The organism is Mesorhizobium sp. M7A.F.Ca.US.002.01.1.1, from assembly GCF_004022955.1.
Lineage (GTDB): Bacteria > Pseudomonadota > Alphaproteobacteria > Rhizobiales > Rhizobiaceae > Mesorhizobium > Mesorhizobium ciceri.
On the sequence record NZ_RZQE01000106.1, the window covers coordinates 1 to 15,272 of the forward strand.

The 15,272-nt window shown below is 63.3% G+C and carries 14 protein-coding genes; 9 read left to right on the forward strand and 5 right to left on the reverse strand.

What is annotated here, in order from left to right; all coding sequences use genetic code 11:
• On the reverse strand, positions 1 to 160 hold a 160-nt coding region (locus EN932_RS13360; RefSeq protein WP_128368864.1), incomplete at its 3' end, for a LysR family transcriptional regulator.
• 145 nt (positions 161 to 305) lie between these two features.
• On the opposite strand from EN932_RS13360, the gene EN932_RS13365 reads away from it, so the two are divergent.
• Positions 306 to 1,841 carry an MFS transporter gene (locus tag EN932_RS13365; RefSeq protein ID WP_127368475.1) on the forward strand — a complete coding sequence of 512 codons (1,536 nt, stop codon included), beginning with the start codon at positions 306 to 308 and terminating at the stop codon, positions 1,839 to 1,841.
• Between the two features lie 23 nt (positions 1,842 to 1,864).
• Here EN932_RS13365 and EN932_RS13370 read toward each other — a convergent pair whose 3' ends face one another.
• Positions 1,865 to 2,641: an esterase family protein gene (locus tag EN932_RS13370; RefSeq protein ID WP_013529927.1), complete on the reverse strand. Its 777-nt coding sequence runs from the start codon at positions 2,639 to 2,641 to the stop codon at positions 1,865 to 1,867.
• 4 nt (positions 2,642 to 2,645) lie between these two features.
• Positions 2,646 to 3,812 (reverse strand): ATP-grasp domain-containing protein, encoded by a 1,167-nt coding sequence (locus tag EN932_RS13375; RefSeq protein WP_024504514.1) that lies wholly within the window; start codon positions 3,810 to 3,812, stop codon positions 2,646 to 2,648.
• 821 nt (positions 3,813 to 4,633) lie between these two features.
• Between EN932_RS13375 and leuA the strand changes: the two genes are divergently transcribed.
• The 4 genes from leuA to EN932_RS13400 all read left to right on the forward strand — a co-directional run bounded on the left by leuA (position 4,634) and on the right by EN932_RS13400 (position 10,065).
• Positions 4,634 to 6,373, forward strand: a complete 1,740-nt coding sequence (gene leuA, locus EN932_RS13385) for a 2-isopropylmalate synthase (RefSeq protein WP_127368847.1) — start codon at positions 4,634 to 4,636, stop codon at positions 6,371 to 6,373.
• Between the two features lie 184 nt (positions 6,374 to 6,557).
• Entirely contained in the window at positions 6,558 to 8,333 is a 1,776-nt protein-coding gene (locus tag EN932_RS13390; protein ID WP_127368846.1) for a hypothetical protein, read from the forward strand.
• A gap of 197 nt (positions 8,334 to 8,530) precedes the next feature.
• Positions 8,531 to 9,334 carry an alpha/beta fold hydrolase gene (locus tag EN932_RS13395; protein WP_027162195.1) on the forward strand — a complete coding sequence of 268 codons (804 nt, stop codon included), beginning with the start codon at positions 8,531 to 8,533 and terminating at the stop codon, positions 9,332 to 9,334.
• 113 nt (positions 9,335 to 9,447) lie between these two features.
• Positions 9,448 to 10,065: a hypothetical protein gene (locus EN932_RS13400; protein WP_013529921.1), complete on the forward strand. Its 618-nt coding sequence runs from the start codon at positions 9,448 to 9,450 to the stop codon at positions 10,063 to 10,065.
• Here the strand turns inward: EN932_RS13400 and EN932_RS13405 are convergent.
• Positions 10,049 to 10,972, reverse strand: coding sequence for a metallophosphoesterase (locus EN932_RS13405; RefSeq protein ID WP_013529920.1), 924 nt, complete (start codon positions 10,970 to 10,972; stop codon positions 10,049 to 10,051). The two genes, EN932_RS13400 and EN932_RS13405, sit on opposite strands and share 17 nt — an antisense overlap.
• A gap of 53 nt (positions 10,973 to 11,025) precedes the next feature.
• On the opposite strand from EN932_RS13405, the gene EN932_RS13410 reads away from it, so the two are divergent.
• Complete coding sequence (locus EN932_RS13410) at positions 11,026 to 11,520, forward strand: NUDIX domain-containing protein (RefSeq protein WP_013529919.1); 495 nt, start codon at positions 11,026 to 11,028, stop codon at positions 11,518 to 11,520.
• 1 nt (position 11,521) lies between these two features.
• Here the strand turns inward: EN932_RS13410 and EN932_RS13415 are convergent, their stop codons facing one another.
• Entirely contained in the window at positions 11,522 to 12,514 is a 993-nt protein-coding gene (locus EN932_RS13415; RefSeq protein ID WP_064994476.1) for a glutathione S-transferase family protein, read from the reverse strand.
• 274 nt (positions 12,515 to 12,788) lie between these two features.
• Between EN932_RS13415 and EN932_RS13420 the strand changes: the two genes are divergently transcribed.
• The 3 genes from EN932_RS13420 to EN932_RS13430 all read left to right on the forward strand — a co-directional run.
• Positions 12,789 to 13,325, forward strand: coding sequence for an N-acetyltransferase (locus EN932_RS13420; protein ID WP_013529917.1), 537 nt, complete (start codon positions 12,789 to 12,791; stop codon positions 13,323 to 13,325).
• 60 nt (positions 13,326 to 13,385) lie between these two features.
• The gene (locus EN932_RS13425; protein ID WP_013529916.1) at positions 13,386 to 14,147 is read left to right on the forward strand and encodes a 3-hydroxyacyl-CoA dehydrogenase; all 762 of its coding nucleotides are present in this window, start codon (positions 13,386 to 13,388) and stop codon (positions 14,145 to 14,147) included.
• Between the two features lie 7 nt (positions 14,148 to 14,154).
• Positions 14,155 to 15,272: CaiB/BaiF CoA-transferase family protein (locus EN932_RS13430; RefSeq protein WP_245483278.1), on the forward strand; the 1,118-nt coding region annotated here is incomplete at its 3' end.

The following is a 15,272-nucleotide window of genomic DNA, read 5'->3' on the forward strand; positions in this document are numbered from 1 at the left end:
GCGTGCTGCGCTGCAGGAGCCGCACGCCGAGTTCCTGCTCAAGCCGGGCGACACTTTTGCCGACAGCGGAAGCCGAGATGCCAAGCGCCCGTCCGGCAGCGACGAAATTGCCGAATTCGGCGGTGCGGGCAAAGGCCAGGAGCCCGTTGAGACGATCCATCGTGTCATTCCATTCGAGCGTTTCAGTCCGATATACCAGGAGATATAACACCATTTTTCCTGAAATGCCGACGACCTATCTTGTCATCACGACCGGCTCCGCAATCGCGGCCCACCGGCGAGTGCTGTTTCAGATAGGAAAATCCATGACTTCCAGGACCACAACCGGCTCTGCCGAGAGATGGCTCGTGCTCTTGTCCGTGTGCCTTGCCGCGATGACGATGCCATTGACCTTCACCGGTCCGGCCGTCGCTCTGTCGCGCATCGCGGCCGATCTCAGCGGCAGTCCCATCGAGCTCAACTGGGTGACCAACGCCTTCATGCTGACCTTCGGCGCCACCCTGATGGCGTCGGGCGCCCTGGCCGACAACCACGGCCGCAAGCGCCTCTTCCTCGTCGGCCTCTCCCTCTATATCCTGGCATCACTGGGCGCGATGCTGGCGCCGGACATCATCTGGTTCGACATCTTCCGGGCCGTGCAGGGGATCGGCAGTGCGGCCGCCTTCGCTGGCGGCGCCTCGGCACTCGCCCAGGAATTCGAAGGGCCATTGCGGCTGCGCGCCTTCAGCTTCCTCGGCACCAGTTTCGGCATCGGCCTCGCCTTCGGCCCGATCGCGTCGGGCCTGCTCATCTCCGCATTCGGCTGGCGGTCGATCTTTCTTCTGGTTGTGGCACTCGCGATTGCCGCCGCCATGCTCGGCCTGCGCACCATCAGGGAATCGCGCGACCCGGATGCGACGGGCCTCGACTGGGCGGGAGCCGGCACCTTCACGATCGCGCTGGCGTCGCTGACCTATGGCGTGCTCCAGGCGCCGCAGAGCGGCTGGGCTGATCCCCTCGTCGTCACGCTTCTGGCCGCTTCTATCATCTGTTTTGTCGCCTTCGTCGTTGTCGAGCGGCAAGCACAACGGCCGATGCTCGATCTCACGCTGTTTGCCTACCCCCGCTTCGTCGGCGTCCAGTTCCTGGCTGCGGCACCCGCTTACGCCTTCGTCGTCCTGCTCGTCCTGTTGCCGATCCGTTTCATCGGCATCGAAGGGATGAACGAGATCAAGGCCGGGCAATTGATGATCTGCCTCTCAGGTCCGCTGCTGATCCTGCCGATGCTCGCCGGCCAGCTGGCGCGCTGGATCGCACCGGCCACCATCTGCGGCGTCGGCCTGCTCGTCGCTGCCGCCGGGCTTGTCTGGCTGAGCCTGACACCACCGGTCGATAGTGCGCTGATGGCGCCGCTGATGCTGATCGGCGTCGGCATCGCTCTGCCCTGGGGATTGATGGACGGGCTTGCGGTCAGCGTCGTGCCAAGGGAGCGCGCCGGCATGGCGGTCGGCATCTTCAACACCACCCGCGTCGCCTGCGAGGGTGTGGCGCTGGCGATCGTCATGGCGACGCTTTCCGGCTTTGCCGCCGCGCAGCTCGCCGCACAAGGAATGGCATCTTCGACGGACGCAGCGGCGGCAGCCCAGTTGCTGGTGACCGGCAATCTCGGCGAAGCAGCACAACATTTGCCCCAAGCCGGAGCCATTGTTCTGGTCCAGGCCTACGAGACGGCGTTCGACAGGCTGCTGATCGTGTTGGCGGCGATCACCGTCGTCACCGCCCTTGTCGTCTTCCTTGGCCTGCGTCGCGTATCGGCTTCCGAGCGCGAAACCGCCGCCCTGCCGGCATGCCAGAAAGGGTAGCCGTCAGCGGACGGGCCTCGCTATCAATCCAGCCTGTGCATCAGGTCCTCATCCAGCCAACGGCCGAAGAAATAGACCAGTTGCTTGTGCCACCACGGCCAGTCGTGGCTGACATCGCCGCCCCAATAATCGACCCAGGCGGGAATGGATTTGTCGCGCAGGATCTGTTCCAACCTGCGCGTCTCGACCAGCATCCGCTCTTCCCACGCGCCCTGCCCGCAGCAGAAGATCAGCCTGAGCGTCTTCAGCCGGGCCAGCAGTTTGGGATCGACGATGCCGGGCAGATAGTCCAGCGGCGAGTTGTAGAAAATGTCGCCCTCGAGCGCCCTGCCGAAAAAATCGCGGGCCGAATAGACGCCCGACAGCGCGATGACGCCGCTGGCGAGTTCGGGAAAGCGGAAGACGAAGTTCGAGGAGTGATAGCCGCCCATCGAACAGCCCGAGAACAGCGGCTTCAGCTTGCGCCCGCCATTGGCCTGCTCGGCCGTGGACAGGAAGTCCGGCAGCGCTTCCTCGCGCACATAGCGGAAATAGGCCTCGTGGCGGGCAATGCGATGAGCCGCGTCGGCATGCTTGTCGAAGAAGGATTCCGAATCGACGCCGTCGACCGTGAACAGCTGGATGCGGCCGGTGTCGATGAATTCGGCCAGTGCGCCCACCCCGCCGGAATCCTCGAACTGGTAGAACCGGCCCTGCGAGGTCGGAAACACCACCACCGGCCGGCCGGCATGGCCGTAGCGCTTGTATTCCATGTCGCGGCCGAGTTGGCTCGAGAAATTCTTGTGATAGGAAATGTCCATCGCCTCACGCCTTTTCCGCGTGGATGTACGCGACCGCTTCGCGCAGCGCTGCTTCGTCTTTCGAGCGCATCTGGTAGGCGTAATTTCCCATGGCGCGGCTGAAAACCTCTTCGATGGCCTGATGGTGGACGATCTTGTCGCGGTGCGCGGCTAGCACGTCCTCATGGCTGTGCAAATAGTGGAGGCGTCGCTTGCGGCTGGCATAGGCGGTGAAATATTTGCCCTCGTAAGGGCCGCCGGCGGCATCCCTGACCACCATGTCGGCCCACGCCGCATAGACATCGATGTCGAACGTATAGTTGATCGCATCGGTCATCCACGCGCCGGGCGGGCGCATGTTGACCTCCAGCGCGATGACACGGTCGTCCTTGGTCTCGAACAGCTCGATGTGGAAGAAGCGTTCCCGCACGTCGAATGCTTTCAGGATCTTTCGACCGGCCTCCTCGACCGCCGGGTTGATCCTGGGAAAGCAGGTATAGCTCATGTGGCGGTCCTTGTTGACCACCTCCATGACGCTCTGGTCGTAGCGGTGGCTGGCCGCCAGCACCACCTCGCCGTCGCGGTTGACCAGCCCGTCATAGGTCACCACCAGCCCCTCGATGAACTGCTCCATGACGAAGGTCACGTCCTCGGGCTTGTCCCGGAAGAACTGGTCGAGCTCCTTGGCGTTGGAGATCTTGAAGGTGTTCGATGCGCCGGAACCGCTGTCGGGCTTGACCACCACCGGATAGCCAACGCGCCGGATGAAGGTCATGGCCCCGGCGCGGTCGGAACATTTGCGCTGCGCGATGGTGTCGACGCCGCTCTTGCGGAAGAAGGCACGCATGCGGCTCTTGCGCTTCAGGTTCTTCACGAAATCGAGCTTGGTGCCGTAGATGTTGAAATCGGTGCGGATGTTGGCTTCCAGCTCCAGCCAGTGTTCGTTGAGCGATTCAAAGCGGTCGATGCGGCCCCACTTGTGGATGAAATGCCCCATTGCCCGGAACACCGGATCATAGTCCTCCATGTCGGCGACACGGTAGTACTCGCTGAGCGCCGCCTTCAGCTTGGCGTCGAGCGCGTCATAGGGCGCGTCGCCGATACCGAGCACCCTGGCCCCGGCCTTCTTCAAACGGTCGCAGAAATCCGCGCCATTGGCGGGAAAATGCGGCGAGAAGAACACGAAATTCATGGACGACCCCTCCCGGTGACTGGACATCGCAACCCGTCGCCCAAGTCTGGCCCATTTGCCGCGCCTGGGGAAGAGCACGCGCGTCGGGGTGCCGCCCGTCTCAACCAGCCGGCAGACAAATCGGACAACTCATCTGCTGCCTAATCCGGACGACTGCTTACGACACGGCCTGCCGAACTCAGCTGAACAAAGGCCTGGCGGCGGCAGTCAGTTCGGCGGTGTTGGCAGCTTTTGTGCCGAAAGTTTTTTAATGATAGGAATTTTTTCTTGACTCCCTGCCCTCAGCTAAGGTACATTTTCATCCATGGTGCTGATTTGCGCCAGTGACCCGCCGAACAGGCGGGTTTTTCGTTTGACGCTTCGTCGGCCAACGCGCCGGCAAAGGCTCCGAAGCCCGTTAACCCGGATTCGTTGTCCTGCACGGCCTGCGGCCCGCTTCATCCCCAGCCTCCATTCGCTGGCGATAAAACCGGACAACTCACGTGCTAATCCGGACAACTCATGTGCTTACGACACGGCCCGCGGCCCACTTGCCTCCCACAAGCCGCTCCTGTAAGAGAACCGCCATGAACACGCGCGCCAGCAACGCTTCCCGTCCGACCGGTTTTTCCGGCGAGACCGTGCGCGCGCTGGCTTCGACCCTGCTTCTTCTCGGCCTTATCGGCGATCGCCGGGTTCGCTGAAGGAGCGCCCGGCGGTCGAACCGCCGCGCAAGCGCATGCTCCTTGGCAATCACATCAAGCGAACGAAATTCTGGTAAAGGCGCCGCTCGCCATCAATCCACCTGAAGGTGGATCCATGAGCCGCCGGGAGAAACGACGATGAACGCACGAGAAGAGATCCGCTCCGATGCCGCGGTAGCCGACACGGATTCGGCCAAAGGCATGCCCGACGCAGCCCGCAAATATCAGCCCTATCCGACCGTCGGTCTCACCGATCGCACCTGGCCCTCGAAGGTTATCGACAAGGCGCCGATCTGGTGCTCGGTCGACCTGCGCGACGGAAACCAGGCGCTGATCGATCCTATGGGCCATGAGCGCAAGGCACGCATGTTCGGCCTGCTGCTCGACATGGGCTTCAAGGAGATCGAGATCGGCTTCCCGTCGGCCTCCCAGACCGATTTCGACTTTGCCCGCTGGTGCATCGAGGAAGGCAACGTACCCGCCGATGTCTCGCTGCAGGTGCTGGTGCAGTGCCGGCCGGAGCTGATCACCCGCACCTTCGAGGCGCTGAAGGGCGCCACCAACCCGATCGTCCATTTCTACAATTCGACCAGCGAATTGCAGCGTCGCGTCGTCTTCGAGAAGGACGTCGGCGGCATCAAGCGGATCGCCACCGACGCCGCCAAGATGATCACCGACATGGCGGCCAAGGCCGGCGGAGGCTTTCGTTTCGAGTATTCGCCGGAAAGCTTTACCGGCACGGAGCTGGAAGTGGCGCTGGAGATCTGCAACGCCGTCACCGAGATCGTCAGGCCGACCGCTGACAACAAGCTGATCATCAACCTGCCCTCGACGGTCGAGATGTCGACACCCAACATCTATGCCGATCGCATCGAGTGGATGTGCCGCAACCTCGACAACCGGGAGAACCTGCTGGTCTCGCTGCATCCGCACAATGACCGCGGCACCGGCATCGCCACCACCGAGCTCGGCCTGATGGCCGGCGCCGACCGTGTCGAAGGCACGCTGTTCGGCAATGGCGAGCGCACCGGCAATGTCGACATCGTCACGCTGGCGCTGAACATGTACACGCAAGGTGTCGATCCGTTGATCGACTGCTCTGACATCAACCGGATGAAGGACGTCTATGAATATTCGAACCAGTTGAAGATCCCCGAGCGCCACCCCTATGTCGGCGAACTCGTCTACACCGCCTTTTCCGGTTCGCACCAGGATGCCATCAACAAGGGCATGAAGGCGCTGAAGAAGGCCAATACGAGCCTGTGGGAAGTGCCCTATCTGCCGATCGACCCGGCCGATGTCGGACGCAGCTACGAAGCCATCATCCGCATCAATTCGCAGTCCGGCAAGGGCGGCATCGCCTATGTGCTGCAGGCCGATTACGGCCTCAATTTGCCGCGCAACCTGCAGATCGAGTTCAGCCAGGAAATCCAGGCGATCACCGATGCCGAGGGCAAGGAAGTGCCGGCCAGGCGCATCTACGATCGCTTTCTCGAGACCTATGTCGACCAGCCCGGCGCGCGGCTGAAATTCCTCGATCACCACACCTATCCCAGCACCGAGATCAAGGGCCGGCGCGTCGTCGAGGCGGTCATCCTCGACAACGGCAAGGAACTGACGATATCGGGCACAGGCACCGGCCCGATCGACGGCTTCGTCGATGCGCTGTCACGTCATCTCGGTGTCGAGATGTCGGTGCTCGACTATTCCGAGCACTCGATGCAGCGCGGCTCGAACGCGTCGGCCATTTCCTATGTCGAGATGGAATATCCCGGCGGCAAGCTGTTCGGCGCCGGAATCAACACCAACATCGTCGCTGCCTCGCTGGAAGCAGTGATGTCCGCCGCCAACCGTATCGTCGGCAAAAAAGCCGGCTGACGCCCGACGGGAACAAAGATCGGAACCGTCCCAATCTGGTGATCGGTTCCGACCTTTCGGGCCGTTAACCACCGCGGAATTATCCGGTGGGTACGTGATCGCATAATGGGGTGTATACTTGTGTGGTGGTGCGGGACCTATATGATCGCGCCTCAACCTGTGCCGACTTCGAGAGGATCGACACTTGCAGCATGCCACGCCTGCCGCCCCCGCAGTGCGCGAGACACTGGAGCGACTGCTTGCCAGCCAAACGTTCGGCCGATCCGAACGCGCGCGCAAGCTGCTACGTTATCTTGTCGAACGTGAACAGGCCGGCGAAGCCGACAGGCTCAAGGGCTTTTCCATTGCCATGGATGTTTTCGGCAAGGACGGCGATTTCGACCCGTCCACCGATGCCGTGGTGCGGGTGCAGGCAGGCAGGCTGCGCGAGCTTCTGCAGCACTATTTCGCCAATGAGGGAATTGCCGAACCGGTCCGCATCGCCATTCCGCGCGGCGGCTATGTTCCTGCCTATGAATCGAATGCGATCCGCCTGCCGGATATTGCCGAGGCTGTTCCCGAACTCAGGCTGGACGGCGCCGCATCCGCCGATCGGTCAAACGAAGCCGGCACGGGCACGCCGGAGGCGATGTCTCTGACTTCCGTACCGACTTCGCCTGCCCCCTCGGTGGCGCGCCATCTCCGCTTTTTCTGGATGGCGATCGCGCTGGTCATCGCCATGTTGGGCGTACTGATTCTTCGCCAGGGCAGCACTGCCTTGCTGGCAGGCGGCGACATCTCGGCAACGCCGGAGACCGCTGGCGCAACCGCAAGCATCACATCGTCGGCAAGGGCTGACGCCCTGCCGCAAGTCTATATCGGACTCAAGGCTGACGGCTCCGACGCCAGCCGTGTCGCCGCATCGCTGCGCGCCGGCCTGAGTGGCTTCGATACGATCGACTTCATCGGCCGCGACACCGTCAACGATCCAGCCGACGACGCTGCGAGCTTCATATTCGACATCCTGCCCGGACCGGACGCGGGCGATATCACGATAGAACTGCAAAGCATGGCGTCCGGACGGGTGCTTCTATCGCGCAATCTCACCCCTGCCGACAGCGCACCTGCGGCGGTCGAAGACCGTATTGCCGACATGCTGAGCTCGGCACTCCCCGCCTCCGGCACCATCTACAACTATATCGAGCAGACCGGCACGCCAAACGGTCTGACGCAGTGCCTGCTGCTCAACGGCAAATATTACCTCGACCAGAACGCCAGGACCCATGAGGCGGCCTATCGTTGCCTCGAGAAGCTGGCCAATGGTGGAACCAAGTCCTCGCTCGTCTATTCGGAACTTGCTTCCCTGCATCTCGAGGCGGTGTCCGATCATTACGCCTATCCGCCCAACGCGACGATTGAAACAGCCGTCGAGTTTGCCCATCGCGGCGTGCAGATGGGTCCGACCAGCCCTTATGCGCATCGCGCCTACGGCTATGTCAGTTCGCGCCTCGGCAATACGGACGAATCAATCCGCTGGATGCGCAAGGCCTATGAACTCAACCCCTACGATCTCGGCATGGCCGCCGCTTACGGCTACGGGCTGATCTTCGCCGGACGATACGCCGAGGGAACGCCGATCCTCGATCATGCGGCGGAGACCTTCAGCGGACACCCGACATGGTGGGACTATGGGCTGTTCGTCGGTGAGCTCATGCTCGGCGACACGAACAAGGCAGTCGCGGCCAGCATGGCACTGAGAACGACGGCAACGAAATCACACTATCTGGCGGCACGGCTGATCGGCGCCAAGGCTGCCGGACAGGACCATCTGGTGAGCACGCTGCTGAAACAGTTGACCACCGAGTTCCCCAAATTTGCCGCCGATCCGCGGGCGACTTTCGTCGAGCGGAAATATCCGGCCGACCTGACCGACCGGCTGGTTCAGGCACTGCGCGCTGCCGGGCTCGGCAGCCCGAGCTGACACCATCGACGTCCGCGGACTGGCTGCGCCGTGTCCCGATGGGTTTACTGCGCTTCGATCGCCGAATGCCGGTTGATCCCCAAGTTCTGTACACAACCGTACAAATCGCGAAAATTTTACTGGTCATCATGTCGGACTAGGAGCAATTCAGCCACGATTGGTGTCGCGCATTCTGCAATAACAAAAAATCAGCTTTCATGACCGCATCACTTTTTGCCGCCGAAGAGGGTGTTGGCTCGAAGGCCATCGTCCTGCTGCACGGTTTCGGCGGCTGCCACGATGTATGGCGCGAGGTGATTTCCGCCCTGACGCCTTCCACGCATACGCTGGCCTATGATCTGCCTGGGCATGGGATGTCGCTCGACTTTCCCGCCGCCGGTCCGGCCAGGGTGGCGGCTAAGGCCGTGCTGACCGACCTCTCGGAGCGTCGGCTGAAGCGCGTTCATCTCGTGGGCCACTCGATGGGTGGTGCCGTGGCGGCGCTGATGGCGCTGGCCGAGCCCGAAAAGATAGCCTCGCTGACGCTTCTGGCACCGGGCGGCCTTGGCCCCGAAATCAACGGGCCGCTGTTGCGCCGCTATGCCGAAGCCGCGGATCGGTCCGAGATCCGCTCCTGCCTCTCCGTGATGTCGGGACCTTCTGCCCTGCCGCTCGAACATACGGTGGACATCCTTTGGGAAATGCGCAGGCGACCCGGCCAACTCGAAAAGCTGGTCGGGATCGCGGCCGCCATGACCGTGGACGATCGGCAAGGCGTCATCCCGCACGATCGCCTCGATCGGCTGAACATGCCGGTAATGGTGGCATGGGGAACCAGCGATGCGGTGCTGCCCTTTACCCAGGCGGATGACCTGCCGGCGCATTTTCACGTGCACCACGTGCTGGAGGCGGGCCATATGCTGGCCGAGGAAGCACCCGACCTCGTTGCCGAGATCATTCGCCGCAACACCAGCCGCCGCGCCAGGCCGCACCGCCAGAAATTCGCCGCCGCAGCAAGCTGACCTTTTCGCGCACGACGACCCTCCTGAGCATCCCGACGCCGTCGATCTCGCCAGTGCATTTTGCTGGCGGCTGTGTTAACCCAGTGTTAACCAAACCCACGAGGCAGACGCCGATGAAGGAAGCAGGCGAGAAGACCATCGACCAGTCGAAGAAACTGTCCGATGCCATCCGTGATGTCAAAAATGCCTTCGCCGACCGCGACGATGTCGTCGTCGACATGCGCGAGGCGCATCGCATGCGTCTCGATCTGCTTGCCGCCGAGCTGGCGCCGGTTTTTGCCGATGTTCCGGCCGACATGGACAATTTCGACTTTGTCGTCTCGTCGGGCTTGCAGCCGCGCCTGTGGATCGACGCCATCAGCCATGTCGCCATGGGGCGCGACCGCCGCACCTATCGCTTCCTCAAGGACACCCGCATCGGCCGGGTGGTGCTTGCCGAATCCACTGAGATGAAATCGGTTGCCGATTCCGTGACGCGCTATGTCGCCGAGCGCATCGTCGAGCGTCAGAGGATGCTGGAAGGCGGCGTCGAACCCGCCGTCGCCGGCCTGAAACGTGCGTATGTGCCAGAAGCCGAACCGCCGCTGCGCGCGACGGAGCGCGGCAAACGCTGGTCGGCCCTTCTGTCCGGGCTTGGCCTGGTCGCTGCCGGCGCACTGGTCGGCCTTGTGGTGTCGGTCGTCCTGTTCTGGGACCGCATCGTGGCCATGGTTGTCAATTTGCGGCCATAGCGGCCTCGGCGCCAAGCTCCACCGTCTGCAGATCGGATGGCGGTATGGACGGCCCGGTCAGGCCGCGCCGTGTCAGCCGGATCCGCCAGTTTCCCTTTTCACCGTCGATGTCGAACAGATTATACTGCGCCGCCGGGTGCTTGCCACCCGGCGCCTGGCCGGCGGCAGCGACACCGACCGCCGGGATCCTGACGCCTCGACCGCCGATGAAGAACAGCGACGGCAGATGCGAATGGCCGTGTAGCACAAGGTCGGCGCCATGGCGGCGAATGATCTTGTTGAAGCGGGCGATGCCGAACAGCCGCTTGTGCTGCGGGACCGCGCCGCGCACCGGCGGATGATGGATCATGATGACGCGGAACAGCCCCTGTCCGGCAGTGTCCTGGAGGATTTTGCCGAGCCTATCCCCCTGGCCTTCCATGAAAAACCCATTGGCCATGAAGGGTGCCGTGGCGCGCGCTGTCGAGACGCCGATCAGCGCGACATTGCCGCGTACACGCAGATAGGGGAAGGCGTTGCGGTCGACCGGCGTGTTGACGCCGTCGCCGCTCATCCACGCCGCCCAGGACCGGCAGACCTTGTCGAAGGCGCCCGGCACATAGGCGTCGTGATTGCCCGGAACGACCGAAACATCATGCGGCGGCCCCAGCGTCTCCAGCCAGTGCCTGGCCATCTCGATCTCGCCGTCGAGCGCCAGATTGACCAGGTCGCCGGTGACGGCGAGGTGATCAGGCGTGTTCGCCTTGATGTCGGCGACGATCGTGTCAATGACCGCATCATGCATATGGCGGCGGCGGTTGCGCTGCCAGTTGACATAGCCGAGCACGCGCTTGGAGGCGAGATCGCGATAGGATACATCGGGGAGCGGCCCCAGATGGACATCGGAAATATGCGCGAGCCTGAACATACAACCTTCATAGGCGACCCGCGCGCGGCTTTCCACCCACGGTTTCGCTATCAATGACGAGCCCTGAAGATGCCTTCCGCCAGACCGGCTGGCCAGGGTTGAGGGCCAGGCTGTTCCATCTCTATTTCGTGCTGCGGAGGCCGATGACGCTTGGCGTGCGCGGCCTGATCCACGACACAGCGTCCAGATCCGTCTTCCTTATTCGCCATACCTATGTACCGGGTTGGCAGCTTCCCGGCGGCGGCGTCGAAGTCGGCGAGACGATGAACGAGGCGCTGGCCCGTGAACTGGCCGAGGAAGGCAACATCGCTCTGACCGCCCCGCCGGTGCTCAAATCGATGCATTTCAACCGCCGCTCCAGCCACCGCGACCATGTCGGCTTTTATCTGCTCGAGCATTTCAGCCAGACGGCGCCGAAGCTGCCGGACCACGAGATCGCCGAAGCCGGCTTCTTCCCGCTCGACCGCTTGCCGCAGGGCACGACGCCGGCGACGCTGCGCCGGATCGCCGAGGTTTTTGACGGCGAGCAGCCCTCGCCCTACTGGTAGATCAGGCCGCCGCTTTCTCGAAGCGCGCCCGGTCATGCCGTGCGCCATAATCGAGATCCGGTCCGACAGGCACGATCCGCGTCGGATTGATCGTCTGGTGGCTGCCGTAATAATGCGCCTTGATGTGATGCATGTTCACCGTCCCGCCCACGCCAGGCACCTGATAGAGATCGCGCAGATAGTTGGACAGGTTCGGGTAGTCGGCGATGCGGCGCAGATTGCATTTGAAATGGCCGACATAAACCGGATCGAAGCGCACCAGCGTGGTGAACAGCCGCCAGTCGGCCTCGGTGATACGACCACCGACGAGATAGCGCTGTTTTGCCAGCCGCTCCTCCAACGTATCCAGCGCCGAAAACAGCTCGCCGAAAGCCTCTTCATAGGCGCGTTGCGTGGTGGCGAAGCCGGCGCGATAGACGCCGTTGTTGATGGCGGGATAGACCAGCGCATTGATGCGGTCGATCTCGCCGCGCAACGCCTTCGGATAGAAATCCAAGCTGGCGTCGCCCCATTCATCGAAGGCTGAATTCAGCATGCGGATGATTTCGGAAGACTCGTTGGAGACGATGGTCTGCTCCTTTTTGTCCCACAGCACCGGCACAGTCACCCTGCCCGAATAGGCGGGATCGGCCTTGGCATAGATCTGGTGCAGGAAGTCGAGGCCGTAGAGCGTGTCGCCCGTGGCGCCGTCCTCAGCTACGAACGTCCAGCCGTTGGCGCCCATGAAATGATGCACCACGGACACCGATATGATGCCCTCCAGCTTCTTCAGCGCGCGAAAGATCAACGTCCGGTGGGCCCACGGACAGGCAAGCGAGACATAGAGGTGATAGCGGCCGGGCTCGGCCTTGAAACCGCGCGTCCGGCCTTCGGCAGGCGCCCCGTCAACGGTGATCCAGTCGCGCCATTGCGACTGCGCCCGCACGAACCTGCCACCATTGTCCGCCGTATCGTACCAGCGGTCCTGCCATCTTCCTTCGACCAGCAATCCCATGCGAATCTCCTTGCGTCCTGTTGGTTGATGTAGGCGCAAGGCTGCCCTGTCGAAGACGTCAGGTGCTGAACAGACCGTCACTTGGCCGAAATGACGGACAGAAACGGCCGATTGCAGCGGCGGGAAATTGATGCTAGCGGACAATCCGCATGTTCGACTTTGCTTTGATCCGGTTTGACCGACGACGAAAGGGCGCCCGCGCTTGATGAAGCGCTGACTGGCGAATGCTGCCGTTTGCAGCAACCTTTCCTCCTTGTACCGGACCGCAAAGACCATGAGCCTTGCCGACGTGAAATACCTGCCGGAAACCCCGGCGCACGACCCCGAGATCGAAGCCATCAACGACGAAGCCTTCGGGCCCGGCCGCTTTGTGCTGGCCGCCTACAAGATTCGTGAGGCCGGAGGGCACGAGCGCTCGCTGTCCTTTGTCGCCGTCAATGGCGACATCGTCGTCGCCTCGGTGCGCATGACCCGCATCGCCGCCGGTGCCGGCCGCGCATTGATGCTCGGGCCGCTCGCCGTGCGGCCGGCCTTCAAGAATCTCGGCATCGGCCGCCGGCTGGTGGCGATCGCGCTCGAGGCCGCTGCCCGGGCCGGCGCACCTGCCGTCATGCTGGTCGGTGACGAGCCCTATTACGGGCCGCTCGGTTTCAAGCGGATTCCGCGCGGCCAGATTTCGATGCCGCGCCCCGTCGACCTCGACCGGCTGCTGTCGCACGAGATCGCGCCGGGCGCGGTCGCCAGGCTCTTGGGCGAGGTCTGCCACGCCGATCAGGCCAGGGTGACCGATCCTACCGCGGCGATGGCTTGACCTTTCCCATCGATCTGGCGCCTGATCCGTCCACTGTTCCTGAGATCAAAGGATGACGTCATGAACCCGAACGGCCAGATCGCGATCGTCACCGGCGGCGGCTCCGGCCTTGGCGAGGCAACGGCGCGCGCGCTGGCCACCAAGGGAGCCCGCGTCGCCATCTTCGATGTCGGTATTGACCGCGCGGCCAAGGTCGCGGCCGAGATCGGCGGTATTGCCGTCCAATGCGACGTCAGCAGCGCCGACAGTGGGACTGCTGCCCTCGCCGACGTCGCCGCCAAGCTTGGCGAGCCGCGTATCCTGATCAATTGCGCCGGCATCGCCATCGGCGTGAAGACGATCGGCAAGGATGGTCCCCATCCGCTTGATCAGTACCGCAAGGTGATCGAGGTCAATCTGATCGGCACGTTCAACATGATCCGCCTCGTCGCCGAACGCGCGTCGAAGCTCGAGCCGCTGCCGGGCGGCGAGCGCGGCGTCATTGTCAACACCGCTTCGGTTGCCGCCTATGATGGCCAGATCGGGCAGGCCGCCTATGCGGCGTCCAAGGGCGGCGTCGTCGGCATGACGCTGCCGGTGGCGCGCGACCTTGCCCGTTCCGGCATCCGCGTCTGCACCATCGCTCCCGGCATCTTCAAGACGCCGATGATGGCCGGCATGCCGCAAGAGGTGCAGGATTCACTGGGCGCCGCCGTGCCCTTCCCGTCGCGCCTGGGCGAACCGTCCGAATATGCCGCTCTCGCCCTGCACATCATCGAGAACCAGATGCTGAACGGCGAGACCATTCGCCTCGACGGCGCCATTCGCATGGCGCCGAAATAAACCGGTCATGAGCGCCGGCCTGTCCGCTGCCGCTAAAACCGGTCCGCTGACCGGGCTGAAGGTGATCGAGATGGCCGGGCTCGGCGCCGTGCCGCTGGCCGGCCTGATGCTGTCGGAGATGGGCGCGCAACTGTTGCGTATCGAACGGGCGGGGACGAGCCAGCTCCTGCCGCTGCCGGATGAGTATAACATCGACCGCCATGGCCGCGCCGTGCTGCGCCTCGACCTGAAGCGCCGTGAAGGCACCGATCTGTTGCTGCGCCTTGCCGAAAAGGCGGACATGTTGCTCGAAGGCTTTCGTCCGGGCGTCATGGAGCGGCTCGGCCTCGGCCCGGAAACGGTGCTGGCGCGTAACCCGGCGCTGATCTACGGCCGTATGACCGGCTTCGGCCAGGACGGCCCGCTCGCCGGCCGCGCCGGCCACGACATAACCTACCTCGCCTATAGCGGCGTGCTGCACGCCATCGGCCATGCCGGCGGCCGTCCCGTCACGCCGCTCAACCTCGTTGCAGACTATGGCGGTGGCGCCATGATGCTGGTTGCCGGTGTGCTGGCCGCCCTGTTCCAACGTTCGCGCACAGGCAAGGGTGAAGTTATCGACGCCGCGATGGTCGATGGCGCTTCGATGCTGGCGGTGCCCCTGCACGCCTTGATGGCGGCCGGCTTGTGGAGCGATAAGCGTGGCGCGAACCTGCTCGATTCCGGCGCCCCGTTCTACGACACCTATGAGACGTCGGACGGACGCCATATCGCCATCGGCTGTCTCGAGCCGCAATTCTTCGCCGAATTCGCCAGGCTGCTGCCGCTCGACGAGCGCTTTGCATCCGGCCAGTACGACAAGGCCCTGTGGCCGCCGATGCGCGCCGCCATTGCCGATCGGATCCGGCAGAAACCACGCGACGACTGGGACCGGTTGTTCGCGCAAACCGATGCCTGCGTTGCACCCGTTCTGTCGCTGCAAGAGGCAAAGCACCACCCGCACAATCGGGCACGCAACGCCTCTGTGACGGCAGGTGCATTTGAGCGCCCGGCCCCGGCCCCGCGTTTCTCGAGTTCGCAACCGACATTGGCCACTATGCCCGGCGATGAGGATTTGTTGCCGTCGACAATGCTGGCACGTTTCGG

Excerpts from the sequence above, each read along its gene's own strand:
- EN932_RS13365 (WP_127368475.1), top strand. The coding sequence starts at position 306 with ATGACTTCCAGGACCACAACCGGCTCTGCCGAGAGATGGCTCGTGCTC.
- EN932_RS13370 (WP_013529927.1), bottom strand. The coding sequence starts at position 2,641 with ATGGACATTTCCTATCACAAGAATTTCTCGAGCCAACTCGGCCGCGAC.
- EN932_RS13375 (WP_024504514.1), bottom strand. The coding sequence starts at position 3,812 with ATGAATTTCGTGTTCTTCTCGCCGCATTTTCCCGCCAATGGCGCGGAT.
- leuA (WP_127368847.1), top strand. The coding sequence starts at position 4,634 with ATGAACGCACGAGAAGAGATCCGCTCCGATGCCGCGGTAGCCGACACG.
- EN932_RS13395 (WP_027162195.1), top strand. The coding sequence starts at position 8,531 with ATGACCGCATCACTTTTTGCCGCCGAAGAGGGTGTTGGCTCGAAGGCC.
- EN932_RS13400 (WP_013529921.1), top strand. The coding sequence starts at position 9,448 with ATGAAGGAAGCAGGCGAGAAGACCATCGACCAGTCGAAGAAACTGTCC.
- EN932_RS13405 (WP_013529920.1), bottom strand. The coding sequence starts at position 10,972 with ATGTTCAGGCTCGCGCATATTTCCGATGTCCATCTGGGGCCGCTCCCC.
- EN932_RS13410 (WP_013529919.1), top strand. The coding sequence starts at position 11,026 with ATGACGAGCCCTGAAGATGCCTTCCGCCAGACCGGCTGGCCAGGGTTG.
- EN932_RS13415 (WP_064994476.1), bottom strand. The coding sequence starts at position 12,514 with ATGGGATTGCTGGTCGAAGGAAGATGGCAGGACCGCTGGTACGATACG.
- EN932_RS13420 (WP_013529917.1), top strand. The coding sequence starts at position 12,789 with ATGAGCCTTGCCGACGTGAAATACCTGCCGGAAACCCCGGCGCACGAC.
- EN932_RS13425 (WP_013529916.1), top strand. The coding sequence starts at position 13,386 with ATGAACCCGAACGGCCAGATCGCGATCGTCACCGGCGGCGGCTCCGGC.